The sequence below is a fragment of the Segatella copri genome (assembly GCF_009494395.1).
Classification (GTDB): domain Bacteria; phylum Bacteroidota; class Bacteroidia; order Bacteroidales; family Bacteroidaceae; genus Prevotella.
Genome location: NZ_VZCB01000083.1, coordinates 1 through 13020 on the forward strand (window position 1 = coordinate 1; position 13020 = coordinate 13020).

11 protein-coding genes and 3 tRNA genes are annotated in these 13020 nt (G+C 43.7%); 7 read left to right on the forward strand and 7 right to left on the reverse strand.

Annotation, left to right across the window (positions count from 1 at the left end; translation table 11 throughout):
- Positions 1–90: 90 nt before the first annotated feature.
- Genes recR through F7D73_RS11635 form a run of 3 tightly spaced genes read right to left on the reverse strand, consistent with a single transcriptional unit; the run spans position 91 to position 2727 of the window.
- Entirely contained in the window at positions 91–702 is a 612-nt protein-coding gene (gene recR / locus F7D73_RS11625) for a recombination mediator RecR (protein ID WP_153124896.1), read from the reverse strand.
- A gap of 6 nt (positions 703–708) precedes the next feature.
- On the reverse strand, positions 709–1197 hold the full coding sequence (locus F7D73_RS11630) for an outer membrane beta-barrel protein (RefSeq protein WP_153124898.1): 489 nt from the start codon (positions 1195–1197) through the stop codon (positions 709–711).
- Positions 1198–1218: 21 nt separating this feature from the next.
- Positions 1219–2727 carry a carbon starvation CstA family protein gene (locus F7D73_RS11635; protein ID WP_153124900.1) on the reverse strand — a complete coding sequence of 503 codons (1509 nt, stop codon included), beginning with the start codon at positions 2725–2727 and terminating at the stop codon, positions 1219–1221.
- 136 nt (positions 2728–2863) lie between these two features.
- Here F7D73_RS11635 and F7D73_RS11640 point away from each other — a divergent pair, with 136 nt between their 5' ends.
- The 4 genes from F7D73_RS11640 to F7D73_RS11655 all read left to right on the forward strand — a co-directional run bounded on the left by F7D73_RS11640 (position 2864) and on the right by F7D73_RS11655 (position 4981).
- Positions 2864–4687 (forward strand): glycoside hydrolase family 10 protein, encoded by a 1824-nt coding sequence (locus F7D73_RS11640; protein ID WP_153124902.1) that lies wholly within the window; start codon positions 2864–2866, stop codon positions 4685–4687.
- A gap of 15 nt (positions 4688–4702) precedes the next feature.
- A tRNA-Lys gene (locus F7D73_RS11645) sits at positions 4703–4775 on the forward strand.
- Positions 4776–4800: 25 nt separating this feature from the next.
- Positions 4801–4874, forward strand: a tRNA-Arg gene (locus tag F7D73_RS11650).
- A 34-nt stretch (positions 4875–4908) separates the two neighbouring features.
- Positions 4909–4981 (forward strand) — tRNA-Lys (locus F7D73_RS11655).
- Between the two features lie 358 nt (positions 4982–5339).
- On the opposite strand, the gene F7D73_RS11660 is transcribed toward F7D73_RS11655, so the two are convergent.
- Positions 5340–6947 carry an OmpP1/FadL family transporter gene (locus F7D73_RS11660; RefSeq protein ID WP_153124903.1) on the reverse strand — a complete coding sequence of 536 codons (1608 nt, stop codon included), beginning with the start codon at positions 6945–6947 and terminating at the stop codon, positions 5340–5342.
- 32 nt (positions 6948–6979) lie between these two features.
- Positions 6980–7969 (reverse strand): hypothetical protein, encoded by a 990-nt coding sequence (locus F7D73_RS11665; RefSeq protein ID WP_153124905.1) that lies wholly within the window; start codon positions 7967–7969, stop codon positions 6980–6982.
- A gap of 214 nt (positions 7970–8183) precedes the next feature.
- Between F7D73_RS11665 and prmA the strand changes: the two genes are divergently transcribed.
- Entirely contained in the window at positions 8184–9056 is an 873-nt protein-coding gene (gene prmA, locus F7D73_RS11670; protein ID WP_153124907.1) for a 50S ribosomal protein L11 methyltransferase, read from the forward strand.
- A gap of 104 nt (positions 9057–9160) precedes the next feature.
- Here the strand turns inward: prmA and F7D73_RS11675 are convergent, their stop codons facing one another.
- Positions 9161–10075, reverse strand: coding sequence for a glycoside hydrolase family 25 protein (locus F7D73_RS11675; RefSeq protein ID WP_153124909.1), 915 nt, complete (start codon positions 10073–10075; stop codon positions 9161–9163).
- A 146-nt stretch (positions 10076–10221) separates the two neighbouring features.
- Positions 10222–11871, reverse strand: coding sequence for a diphosphate--fructose-6-phosphate 1-phosphotransferase (locus F7D73_RS11680; protein WP_153124911.1), 1650 nt, complete (start codon positions 11869–11871; stop codon positions 10222–10224).
- Between the two features lie 195 nt (positions 11872–12066).
- Between F7D73_RS11680 and F7D73_RS11685 the strand changes: the two genes are divergently transcribed.
- Positions 12067–12336, forward strand: coding sequence for a hypothetical protein (locus F7D73_RS11685; RefSeq protein WP_153124913.1), 270 nt, complete (start codon positions 12067–12069; stop codon positions 12334–12336).
- A 106-nt stretch (positions 12337–12442) separates the two neighbouring features.
- Complete coding sequence (locus tag F7D73_RS11690; protein WP_153124915.1) at positions 12443–13000, forward strand: 1-acyl-sn-glycerol-3-phosphate acyltransferase; 558 nt, start codon at positions 12443–12445, stop codon at positions 12998–13000.
- Positions 13001–13020: the final 20 nt, after the last annotated feature.

Genomic DNA, 13020 nt, shown 5'->3' on the forward strand with positions numbered 1-13020 from the left:
ATTGGCTATATCCTAGCCTTTTCAGGCCCGATGATTTCTAAACGGGACAGCAGTGGTAGAGTTTAATATTTGATTACCTTTTATATATAACTATCTTTCGAAAGGAGTACGATTGAGAATGCTTCTACCCAGCGTAACCTCATCCGTGTATTCCAATTCATCACCCACAGAGATACCACGGGCGATAACCGATAGTTTTACCGGAAAATCAGCAAGTTTACGGGAAATGTAGAAATTGGTGGTATCACCCTCCATTGTACTGCTCAACGCAAAGATTACTTCCTTGATACCTCCAGCTGCCACACGCTGCACCAATGATTCTATTTCTATATCAGAAGGTCCAATACCATCCATCGGTGAAATAATCCCTCCCAACACATGATAGAGACCATGGAACTGCTGTGTATTTTCTACAGCCAATACATCCTGCACATTCTCTACCACACAAACCGTAGTAGTATCCCGACGTGAATCAGAGCAGATTGGACATACATCCGTATCACTGATATTATGGCATACGCGACAATACTTTACTTCACGCTTCATTTTGGAGATAGAATTGACAAACTGTTCAACCTCTTCCCCACTCTGGCGGAGCATAAAAAGCACAAGGCGCAAGGCGGTCTTACGCCCTACGCCCGGTAGCTTAGCAAACTCAGCCACCGCCTTCTCCAGCAATGCCGATGAAAACTGTTGCTGCATATTCTATTACAAATAAATACCTATTCCGACCTTCACGCCTACAGTAGAATAATCGGAATGATTCTTAAAACTCTGATCATAATACACTGCAGGTTCTATGGTAACCTGCTTACTCACGAAGAATGCATATCCTACCTCAACACCAGGCATCACATCATTATAACTGCCGGTATGAATCAACTTCACGCCAGCCCCCAGATAAATACCATTCTGCTCGATATAATATCTGCCCTGAGCGCCCAAGGCCCAATAATCCTTCACGCCCTCCAAGCCAGAATGCTTATACTCAGCCTGTGCCAGAAGCATCATATCGTCTTCGAAAAAATAACCAGCCTTAGCCTGAATACCAAGGCTGAGTTCCTCTGAGCCATTATAACTCAAATTCAAGCCCGTCAATGACGCACCACAATATTGTTTTCCACTTTCAAACTGGGCATGAGCTCCAACAGATACCATCAGACCCAATGCCACAACAGCTATTTTTTTTATACGCATAATAATGTGTATTAGTTAATATTATTTATTTCTTTTCTTAAACCAAGAGAAGAACCATACCAATGCTACCACCAGGATAATGACACTACCCGAATAGCCGAGAGTACCATCAAGTCCTAACGCCTGTGGAGATATCAACAGGAAGGTAGAGCAAACCACTGTCATAAACAGGGCAGGTACCAAGGTGATAATAAACGGTTTCTTCTGCTGTACCAGATAAACAGTTATAGTCCAAAGGGTGAACACAGACAAAGTCTGATTAGCCCATCCGAAATACTGCCAAATGATATTGAATCCATCCGGATTCTCCATCTGCCATACCAGAATGCCCACTGTAGCAGCAAACAATGGTATGCAGACATATAATCGCTTACGCATAGAGCGCTGTTCCAATCCGATAAACTCAGCAATGATAAGGCGTGCACTTCTCAAAGCTGTATCACCACTCGTGATAGGAGCGGCTACAACTCCCAACAGTGCAAGGATACCACCAGCTACACCAAGCCAACTGGAACAAACCAGCTTTACCACTTGTGGAGCTGTGAAATTCTGAAGGAGAGACTTACCTCCATCAGCCTGCGCAATAAACTCTTGAGCCACCTCAGGAGATACGCATTCACGCCATCCTCCATAGTAGAAGAAGTACATGGAGACCGTAGCCCAAATCAAAGCAACAACACCCTCGGTAATCATCGCTCCGTAGAATATAGGACGTCCCATCTTCTCATTCTTCATGCAACGAGCCATCAACGGACTCTGAGTAGCATGGAAACCACTGATGGCGCCACATGCAATGGTAATGAAGAGGCAAGGGAACAACGGATTGACAGCCATATATCCCTCGGCACCCAACCATGCCGGATTCTCGTTCAGATTGGAATCACTCAAATTGCTCCAAAGTTCTGGCAATGTAGGCCATTTCAAGAACAAACCGATCATCAACGCTCCTGCCATAAACAGAAGCGAAAAAGCGAAGAGAGGATATACCTTACCGATAATCTTATCAATAGGCAACAATGTTGCTATGATATAATAAAGGAAGATAACCAATATCCACATCATCTGACTGCCCCATATATCTTTCAATATCACAGCAGGGCTGTACACAAATACAGCACCCACCATCATCAAAAGCAATACAGAGAATACCAGCATCACCTTCTTGGTGGTTCCGCCGAGATACTTGCCCACCAACTCTGGCAATCCAGCACCGCCATTACGGATACTGAGCATACCACTCATATAATCGTGCATGGCTCCTGCAAAGATACATCCGAAGATGATCCACAGATAAGCCACCGGTCCATACCACGCACCCATGATGGCGCCAAAAATTGGTCCCGTTCCCGCAATATTGAGGAACTGAATCATAAAGATTTTCCAACTTGGCAGTACCATGAAGTCGACACCATCGGCTTTGGTCACTGCTGGCGTAGGACGGTCGTCAGGACCGAACACTTTCGCCACAAATTTTCCATAAAGCATGTAGCCCAAGACAAGAGCCACTAAACTAATGATAAAACTGACCATTTTCTTTTATTTTTTTTAAAATTCTCTCCTATTTTGTGATTAAATCACATGTTTTTTAATTATTCAATGGCAAAAGTACTATTTTTATTTGAAATACGGAAAAATATCTGTATCTTTGTTGCCAAATTGTAAGATTATGCACAGAATTAAGATATTTTTCTTCCTTTTGTGCTCTGTTTTGCCTTCAAAAGCACAGAGCTACACATACAAGGAACCTACACAAAAAGCAACTAGCATCGTATTCAACGACCAAGCTCCCAAGCACGAAGTGCGTGCCGTATGGCTCACAACTATCGGCGGCATAGACTGGCCGCATTCATACGCTCAGTCATCTCTATCAGCAGAGAAACAGAAGCAAGAGCTTCGTTCTATCCTTGACCGCCTGCAAAAAGCACATATCAATACCGTGCTTCTGCAAACCCGCATAAGAGGAACCATGATATATCCCTCCGACTACGAGCCATGGGATGGTTGCCTTTCCGGATTTCCCGGCAGAAGTCCAGGCTACGATGCATTACAGTTTGCCATCGACGAATGTCACAAACGTGGCATGGAACTTCACGCTTGGATAGTAACTATCCCTGTCGGTAAATGGAATGCATTGGGTTGCAAAAAACTCCGAACCAAGTTTCCCGGCCTGATTCGCAAAATTGGTGCCGACGGCTACATGAATCCAGAAGACAGTCGTACCGGCAACTATCTTGCTCAAATATGCCGAGAAATCTCTAACAGATATAATGTAGATGGAATCCACCTAGATTATATCCGTTATCCAGAAACCTGGAACATCAAGGTAAGCAGAGAACAAGGCAGACGGTATATAACCAATATCGTACAAAAGATCAACGACGCAGTCAAATCACAGAAACCCTGGATCAAGATGAGCTGTTCACCTGTGGGTAAATATGATGACTTGAGCAGATATTGGAGCCACGGCTGGAATGCCAACACCAAAGTTTGCCAAGATGCGCAAGGCTGGTTACGGGATGGCTTGATGGATGAACTCTTCCCTATGATGTACTTTAGAGATGAGCATTTCTATCCTTTTGCTATCGACTGGCAGGAACAGAGCCACGGCAAGATTGTGGTTCCAGGCCTTGGTATCTACTTCCTTGACCCACGTGAAGGCAAATGGAATATCAAAGACATCACGGCAGAAATGCAGCATACCCGCAACCTGGGAATGGGCTACGCATTCTTCCGCAACAAATTCCTGCTCGACAACAGACAAGGCATCCTGGATTTCACGACTCAGTTTAATCCATATCCTGCACTCGTTCCACCGATGACATGGGCAAGCAACAAACAGCCTTCACAGCCTCAACAGTTCAAAGTTGCTAAGGCTGGCGAAAAGTTATGCTTATCATGGAGCAATGTAAATACATATACGGATGGCAGCAAAATCACTACACCTTATATATATAATAATGTATATGCGAGTAGAACCTACCCCGTAGACATCACTGATGCCCGTAATCTGATAGCTGCACGACATCAAGGAACCCATATCAGCATCACCGGAAATGTAGATACCGATGAACATCCTCTCTATTTTGCCGTCACTTCTGCTGATGGATATGGCATAGAGAGCACTGCAACCCAAGAATATCAGGCCGACATCCTAAGAAATCACCAACATTATGGTGCAGCCAAAATCTTAGTTTGCAACGACAACAAGATAATCCTCGGAGAAACTACAAAAATAATGGATGCAAAGATTGCAGAGGTTGAAACGCTCCAAGGAACGGTAATCAAGAGATACTTCATTAACAATAACCAGGTAAATATCAGCACATTACCTTCCGGCACCTACCGACTGTCAGGGGTCAATCATAAGGGTTGTAAACACCTACTGGGTACCTTCACTAAGAAAGAAAATAAAAAAAATAGAAAAAAGTTGCGAAAAAATTTGGTGGAATCAAAAAAATGTAGTACCTTTGCACTCGCAATTCAGAAATGAGGCTATCAAGAAGATGCACCCTTAGCTCAGTTGGTAGAGCAACTGACTCTTAATCAGTGGGTCTAGGGTTCGAATCCCTAAGGGTGTACAACTTGAGAATAAGCTAAAGAAATGGTTCCGTAGCTCAACTGAATAGAGCACTTGACTACGGATCAAGAGGTTCAAGGTTTGAATCCTTGCGGAATCACTTCTTTTGATTACACAAGCAATCATTAAAAGTTGCACCCTTAGCTCAGTTGGTAGAGCAACTGACTCTTAATCAGTGGGTCTAGGGTTCGAATCCCTAAGGGTGTACAAAGAGAAGCGTTTCCTTTTTGGAAATGCTTTTTTGTTTTATATCATCCCCTCACTTCACCCCGCTGCTTTCACTATATACATACACGACTACCAGCAACAAAAAATAGGACCTGTTTCACAACAGATCCTATCACATACTTACTAAAACTAAATTAACCACTAAAAAAACTAATATCATTTTCTTATGAGAAACTCTACATAGAGAACCTCAAAAGTCTTTTGTAATTTAAACACCGGATAAGAACCGCCTCTTATCCTAATTGCAATGCAAAGATAGAACAAATATTTGAAACAACCAAATAAATTATACTTTTTTTTATCGGTTTGTCCAAAATATCTCTAAATTTTACATTATTTAAAACTTATAGCCTACTGTCATCAATAATTGATGACGATTATTCTCTACCTGAGTAGCCTTAACAGAACAACCCATATCTGAGAAACTTTCGAATGGATAGAAATCTCCCTTCTGAGTAGAATACTGATAAGCTACATCTATAGCCAGATTCTGGTAATTGAAACCTACACCCAAAGTGAAACGATTCATCGCCTTCCAGTTGGTATAATCGGCAGAAGAAGCTATATAAACACCATTGCTATCAAATGTCTGATCACGCAAGGCATTATCCTTATACATTGGCGATACGTAATTATAACCCAATCGGACAGACAACATGTCAACAGGCTTGATCTCTGCACCCAACTTCAAGGTGCTTACACCTTGCAGATTCAACCGGGTATCGTTATTCATAGCCTCGTCACTGCTACTGCTCTCATAATAGTCTCCCCAATAAGCATCATAATAACCGCCATCTTTTACACGGTTATCCATATGGTCGTACCATGCATACTCATAAGTTGCACCAAGAGCCAGATAATTACTTACTGTATGGCCCAAGCTGGCACCCACCTTCCATGGTGTATTGAGACGGAAATCATAATCTATACTCTGACCTCTATCACCCTTGACATAACAAGGCTGCTGACTTCCATCTTTTTCCTCATAGGTAGCAGGATCATTGTTTCCCCAAATACTAATATCATTATCACCACTAACCGTAAGATCATAGAAGATAGGGCTATTGAAATAAGCACCAATACGGAAAGGAGAATCCTTGACAGGACGGAAGATAACACCTGCCTTCACATCAAATCCAGTACCTGTAATCTTCAGCTGTTCAAAAGAATCCATTATATTGCCGTCAACGAAGTTTTCGGAATAAAAGGAATTACTGTTGTAATGAACGTCATGAAGACCGATGGTCAGACCCAGCCAAACCTGATTATTAAGCGATCCACTGATATTGAAATCATAGGTACCGATATAACCATGCTGATACTGACCAAACAAATACTGATTAGCCTCAGCATAAGCCAAGCCACCATCGGTAGGAACAGTAAACAAACCAGGCTGATATTTTCCGGAATTATCCTTATATCCACCAAGGTTGGCGTCCTGACTGGTCCACCCCGCATACTCCTTGAAATTCTTAGCTGCGGTTATCTTATTAAGAGAAACATCCTTCAATGCTCCGGCAGCATTCAGAATTTGTCCAAAATCAGCACTCTTATGATAATTGAAAGCCAGATTCAGCCAATTGGTACCTTTGTTTTTCGGACTCCATACGATACCCACCTGATCAAAGGTAGGATGACTCTTCTTACCATTAAAGGTAATAGTAGAAGCATTGTATTCCGTATAATTCTCTGCGTCTGTCTGAGCAATAACTCCTGCAGTAAGAGTCACTTGACTTCTACGGAAAAGACCAACACCAGCAGGGTTACTGCTGATAGTGGAAATATCGGCACCCAAAGCTTCCATAGCACCACCCATACCCACATAGCGGGCAGTACCAGTAAGCTGGGGTGCAGCCAACTTAGCGTCCTGATAAGTTTCTTGCGCAGCAGCAGTCATGCTAGCCATGAGCATACTGGCAAAGAATATATGTTTTAAATTATTCATAATCTTCTCAAATACTAATTATTGTTATCATTTTATCTTCTTCCACCGAAGCTGCCGCCACCAGAGTGACCGCCACCGCCACCGAAGCTACCGCCACCGGAACGGCCACCGCCACTGAAGCTACCACCTCCGAAGCTACCACCACTGTTACCAAAGCCTGAATTGCCGCGACTACCCCAAGAAGAGTTGTTATTGTTGTAGTTGCCGTTATTCTGGTGCTGACCAAAGCTGCGATTAGAACCACTTCGGCGCGAATAAGTATTGCGCTTATTACCAGCAATGCCAGTAAACTGATGATTAGAACCATCGATACGGCCCGGGTTGTTATAACGCTTATTGCCAGCAAATCCGCCATAACTTACATGACCTATCATAGGGCCACCCCAATACCATGGATTGTAATATCCACACCAGCCATAATACCATGGACTGTACCAGCCACCATACCAACCAGCATAGCCATAATACCATGGATCGTACCAAGGGTCAAACCAAGGATCATACCAGCCGGCATAATATCCGTAACGCCAAGGATTGTGCCATCCCCACATACGGCTGCGCCAGTAATAAGGACCATAGCCGTAATAGTCATAGAACCAAGGATCATAATATCCATCCCAACGGCTCATTTCCCGAGTACGGCTGAAGTCTTCTTCCGGGTCAGCATATTTCTGTGCAAAATAAGCATCATCATAGATACTGTCAGGAGCAACCCCCTTTCCTACATGAAACTGGATGATATCATTACCCAGGGAATCTTTCCCTACATTCTCATAATGACTCAAGAATCTACCACCGCGGTTATATTCATCCACGCTTCGGTTGCTTCCACTCCAGTACAAGGCATATATACTGTCTCTACGTGCTTTCTGCTCGGCATAAGCACGCTGTAATTGCGCACGATGCTCAGCTTGCTTCTTGGCCTCTTCCTTTGGATTGAAGTAGAGGTCATCGTCCTGCGCCATTGCCGTAAAAGGCATGGTTGCTGCCATGAGGACTGCTAGAAGATACATCTTTTTCATTTTACTATTCTCCTATTTTGATATGGAGTTTTTGCTCCATTTTGGGTTATTATTTATATAAATATAATAATCATAATGCAAAAATATTGCATATCTTACTGCAAAAGTACAGAAAAACCCTAAATAATGGTAGGATTTCCCCTATTTTTTATAATTTTGCAGAAAAATTAAATGAATTCAAACGTTTTTCAACATTTATACACATAAAAAAGGCATGAAATACTTAGTAGCATCATTCAATATTGAGACCGCTCCCGACCTGATGGAAGCAGCTCGCGACCTCCTTGCCGACGGAGCTGCCGAGGCTGGATTCGAATCGTTCGAGGAAACGGAAACAGGCATGGAGGCATACGTACAGAAAGACCTTTTCGATAAGGAGGCGCTTGATGCCTATCTCTCTGATTTTCCTATCATGGATACCCAAATCACCTATGACATCCAGGATGCCGAGGACAAAGACTGGAATCAGGAATGGGAGGAACAAGGATTCGCTCCTATTTTTGTGGACGACCAGGTTGTTATATACGATGCCAAGCATCCAGAACTCTATCCGGACACAAGTAACCGCCCTGACATCATCGAGATTGGTATTGAAGCAAAACTTGCCTTCGGTACAGGAAATCATGAGACTACCCGTATGATTATCTCGCAATTACTCCAGATGCCTATCAAGACCAAACGCATTCTGGATTGCGGTACCGGAACCGGCATTTTGGGACTCACCTCTTCCAAACTGGGAGCCAAAGATGTTGTAGGATATGACATCGACGAATGGAGCGTTGAGAATGCCAAACATAATGCTGTCCTCAATGGTGTTGACAATATGGAAGTATTCTTCGGAAACAGCAGCGTTCTCAACCATGTCAGCGGTGTATTTGATGTGGTGATGGCAAACATCAACCGCAACATCCTGCTTGAAGACATGAAACTGTTCCGCAGTGTCATGAACATTGGTGGCTCTCTGATACTCAGCGGATTCTACGAAGAGGACATTCCTGTTTTGCTGGAAAATGCTGCAGAGCTTGGACTTCACGAAACCAACCGTCATGTTGACAACAACTGGGCATGCCTGGTACTTGGGGAATAGAAAAGCCAGAGCATCAGATTACCCTATCAACAGTAAAAATATAAGGTGTAATTCATAAAGTACATTTTTCATTGTACATGATGAATTACACCTTACACATTCCGTTACTCGTTAAATATTTTCTCATTGTTATTACTTCCTATGCACAATTGCTTCAAGTCGTAATAACTTCCATTGTAGATATCAAAATCTACATATCCCTTGATGCCTGGCAACTTACCAGCATCCGTATGCTGCCAGAACTTCCATTTGCCCTTGTATTGCACCTTGTCCACATAATAATGGGCTATCCAATAAGGATAATCATCAAAAACCGGCGCACTTAGGTATTGCTCCTTAAACTTATAATAAGTATAGATGATAGGCTTCACATGATACCTGTCTTCTACGATATGCAACCACGTAAGTACATCACGCTGAAAATCCTCCACGCTCTTATCATCCGGTTTGTGCTCGATGTCAAGCACCGGCGGCAAATCTCCATCGGTAAGATGCACTTGCTGCAGGAAATAATAAGCCTGTTCACGAGCCGTAGATTTATTGCTCCAGAAATGATATACACCACGGATAAAACCAAAATCGCGAGCCTGATTGAAATTAGAACGGAAATTCTCATCCAACCTGCTGGAGCCCTCAGTGCTCTTAATGATGACAAAACGCACAGGGCATCCCTTAATCATTGCATTCTTAAGCTGCTCCCAATCTATATCTCCCTGATAATGAGAGATATCTATGCCATGAATTTCATATCCTTCAGGATATACCTCATCACCATAAAGCGCACGCCATCTAAAACCGGTAGGACCTACGAAGAAATGGTAAAACAAAAAAACATACAGTACAACAACTGCTATTCCGCCAATCCACCAAGCCCAACGGGGATAACGGCTCCAAAGCCCCGACGAACGTCTGGACCTACGTCTACGGGCAGGTCGCTTCGTCGTGGTTCTGACCGGGGAAGAAGAAGTTTTCTTCGCTCCACCACGTTTGTTGTTGTTGCTAGTTTGTTTGTTTACCATGATAATGAATTATATATAAAAAAGAGGGAGGAGGTGCATGCATGGCTATACAGCCTACGGCAAGACATCCCCTCCCTAAAGGTCGGCTAGAAGAATCTAGCACCTATATAAGAATGTTTATTCCTGAATCATCAGAAACATATTTCTTACTTAGCCTGCTCCAACTGGAGAGTCTTTGTGGTCTGGTCGCAAACCTCAGATGGACCCCAGTACTGGATAGGACCTGGATATACATAAGCTGTCTCCTTAGCCCACTGCTCACGCTTAGAAGCGAAGAACTTGAATGGAGCACCGTCGAGCTCTACGAGAGCCTTGCGGATAACTGGCTTGTTGGCACCGTTACGACGCTCGATGTTCATCATCATTGTGATAGGCACACCACCAGCAATCCACTCAGCAGCAGGAGCTGTTGTGTTCTTGATAACTGACATGTAACCAGTCTTGCCGTTAGCGATGAGGCGAGATGCGTTGAAACCGAGTGAGTAGCAGTAGTCTGCATCGTAGTTAGAAGGAGCTGCGCAACGTCCCTCGTAACCGAAGAAGTGGTGCTGAGCTGAGAACTTACCAACGAACTTACCCTCCTTCTTCCAAGCAGCCAACTTCTCAGCTACCATACGAGAGAGCAACTTCTCTGTCTCGATGAGAGAAACCTGTACGTTTCCGTGAGGGTCACGGTCGAGGCAGAGCTGGCGAGCTACGTCAGCTGGCAAAGACTCCAATACAGCGAGGTTGTCCTTAGCGATGGCACCCTTAACGAATGCAATCTGCTCCTCAGCACTTGCAAACTCACGGCTCTCGCCTGTTGCAGGGTCTGTAAGAACCTCGTTCAATTCTGCGATAAGCTTCTTGATAGCTGGGATGAACTCGATCAAGCCCTCTGGGATGAGAACAGTACCGAAGTTGTTGCCCTCAGCAGCACGGTTAGCTACTGCAGTTGCAATATAAGTAACAACATCGTCAAGTGACATTTCCTTAGCCTCTACCTCCTCAGAAATCAAGCAGATGTTTGGCTGAGTCTGGAGTGCGCACTCAAGAGCGATGTGAGAAGCTGAACGACCCATCAACTTGATGAAGTGCCAGTACTTGCGTGCAGAGTTACAGTCGCGCTCGATGTTACCGATGAGCTCAGAATATGTCTTACATGCTGTATCGAAACCGAAAGAAGTCTCAATCTGCTCGTTCTTCAAGTCACCGTCGATAGTCTTAGGACAACCGATTACCTGAACGCCATACTTCTTGGCAGCATAGTACTCAGCGAGAACGCAAGCATTGGTGTTAGAATCGTCACCACCGATGATAACGAGCGCCTTGATACCGAGCTCACGGAGGATCTCGATACCCTTCTCAAACTGGTCTTCCTTCTCCAACTTGGTACGGCCAGAACCGATGATATCGAAACCACCAGTGTTGCGGTACTCGTCCATGAGCTCAGAAGTAATCTCCATATACTTGTGATCAACGAGACCACCAGGACCGAGGATGAAGCCATAGAGCTTGTTAGCTGGGTTGAGAGACTTCACGCCGTCGAAGAGACCAGAGATAACGTTGTGACCGCCAGGAGCCTGACCGCCAGAAAGGATAACACCTACGTTGAAAGCAGGGAGTTCCTTAGCCTCGCCAGCCTCGAAAGTAATAACAGGCATACCGTATGTGTTAGGGAAGAGAGCCTTGATTTCTTCCTGGTTACCTACTGACTGAGTTGCTGCACCCTCAACTGCCTTAACAGGACCCTGAAGCGCCTTTGGCAACTTTGGCTGATAAGCAGCTCTTGCAATCTGCAATGCACTTTTTTCCATAATTCTTTTATTAATATTTAATTAGTTGAAACTTCAAAAACACTGCAAATTTAAGGTTTTTCTGCGAGATACGGAAAGAAAAATGCTAAAAATGCGTTAATAAGAAGATTTTTTCTGAAAAAATATTGGATTTACAAAGAAAATGATTATCTTTGACCAATATTTCGAATCATTTATTAACTAAAAGATTATAATATGGCTAACAAAAGAGATTTAAAACGCACTATTAACTACATCACCAGCGAGCTTTTCGCTGAGACTGTAGCTGCCTCATTGTATAACGGCAAACCGAGTCAGGAAGACGTAGATGGAATTCTGTCTTCAGTGGTGATGATTAACAACGATTTCATCAGCCGAGTTTCTCACCCGGAACCTGGCATCAAGGCTGGCGTCTATTACCAGAACTTGATTAAGGATTTCAACAAGCAGGTAAGCGAAGTGGTGGATCAAATCGCTAATTTGTGATAGCGACACGGTAGAAAGAGAAAAGAATTAAAAGAAATAAGGGAATAAGAGGAGTTTCTTTCCAAGACTCCTCTTTTCACCTATTTTATATATAACATAAAAAATAATGATAAGAAACATCTGTCAGTGGGTATTGTACAAGCGTTTGGGATGGAAAAAGGATGTAGCCTTCGAACTTCCTGAAAAGTATATCATCTGCTTGGCTCCTCATACCAGCAACTGGGATTTGATTCTCGGTCAGCTGTTCGAACACGCAGAGGGTATGAAGTGCAATTTCCTCATGAAGAAAGAATGGTTTTTCTGGCCTCTAGGTCCCATCTTCCGCAGAATGGGAGGCATTCCGGTTTGGCGCAGCAAGCACACCAGCATGACCGACAACCTTGCAGAAGAAGCCAAGAAGCGCGAAAGCTTTGGACTTTGCATTACTCCAGAGGGCACCCGCTCACTGAATCCAGACTGGAAAAAGGGCTTTTACTTCATTGCCCTCAAGGCTGGTCTGCCTATCTATCTCTACGGGGTTGACTTCCAGCGTCGCCTTATCCAGTGCAACAAAGTCGTCATTCCTTCTGGAGATGTAGATAAAGACATGCGCGAGATAAAACTCTACTTCAAGGACTTTAAAGGCAAGAAGCCAGAGAAGTTCACCATTGGCGAAGTAGACTAAAAAAAGAGGGTTAAAAAGAA

What these genes read in the sequence shown, in the direction of transcription:
- F7D73_RS11675 (WP_153124909.1), bottom strand. Translation starts at nt 10,075, where the DNA reads ATGGTAAACAAACAAACTAGCAACAACAACAAACGTGGTGGAGCGAAG.
- F7D73_RS11660 (WP_153124903.1), bottom strand. Translation starts at nt 6,947, where the DNA reads ATGAATAATTTAAAACATATATTCTTTGCCAGTATGCTCATGGCTAGC.
- F7D73_RS11690 (WP_153124915.1), top strand. Translation starts at nt 12,443, where the DNA reads ATGATAAGAAACATCTGTCAGTGGGTATTGTACAAGCGTTTGGGATGG.
- F7D73_RS11685 (WP_153124913.1), top strand. Translation starts at nt 12,067, where the DNA reads ATGGCTAACAAAAGAGATTTAAAACGCACTATTAACTACATCACCAGC.
- F7D73_RS11635 (WP_153124900.1), bottom strand. Translation starts at nt 2,727, where the DNA reads ATGGTCAGTTTTATCATTAGTTTAGTGGCTCTTGTCTTGGGCTACATG.
- F7D73_RS11680 (WP_153124911.1), bottom strand. Translation starts at nt 11,871, where the DNA reads ATGGAAAAAAGTGCATTGCAGATTGCAAGAGCTGCTTATCAGCCAAAG.
- F7D73_RS11640 (WP_153124902.1), top strand. Translation starts at nt 2,864, where the DNA reads ATGCACAGAATTAAGATATTTTTCTTCCTTTTGTGCTCTGTTTTGCCT.
- F7D73_RS11665 (WP_153124905.1), bottom strand. Translation starts at nt 7,969, where the DNA reads ATGAAAAAGATGTATCTTCTAGCAGTCCTCATGGCAGCAACCATGCCT.
- recR (WP_153124896.1), bottom strand. Translation starts at nt 702, where the DNA reads ATGCAGCAACAGTTTTCATCGGCATTGCTGGAGAAGGCGGTGGCTGAG.
- prmA (WP_153124907.1), top strand. Translation starts at nt 8,184, where the DNA reads ATGAAATACTTAGTAGCATCATTCAATATTGAGACCGCTCCCGACCTG.
- F7D73_RS11630 (WP_153124898.1), bottom strand. Translation starts at nt 1,197, where the DNA reads ATGCGTATAAAAAAAATAGCTGTTGTGGCATTGGGTCTGATGGTATCT.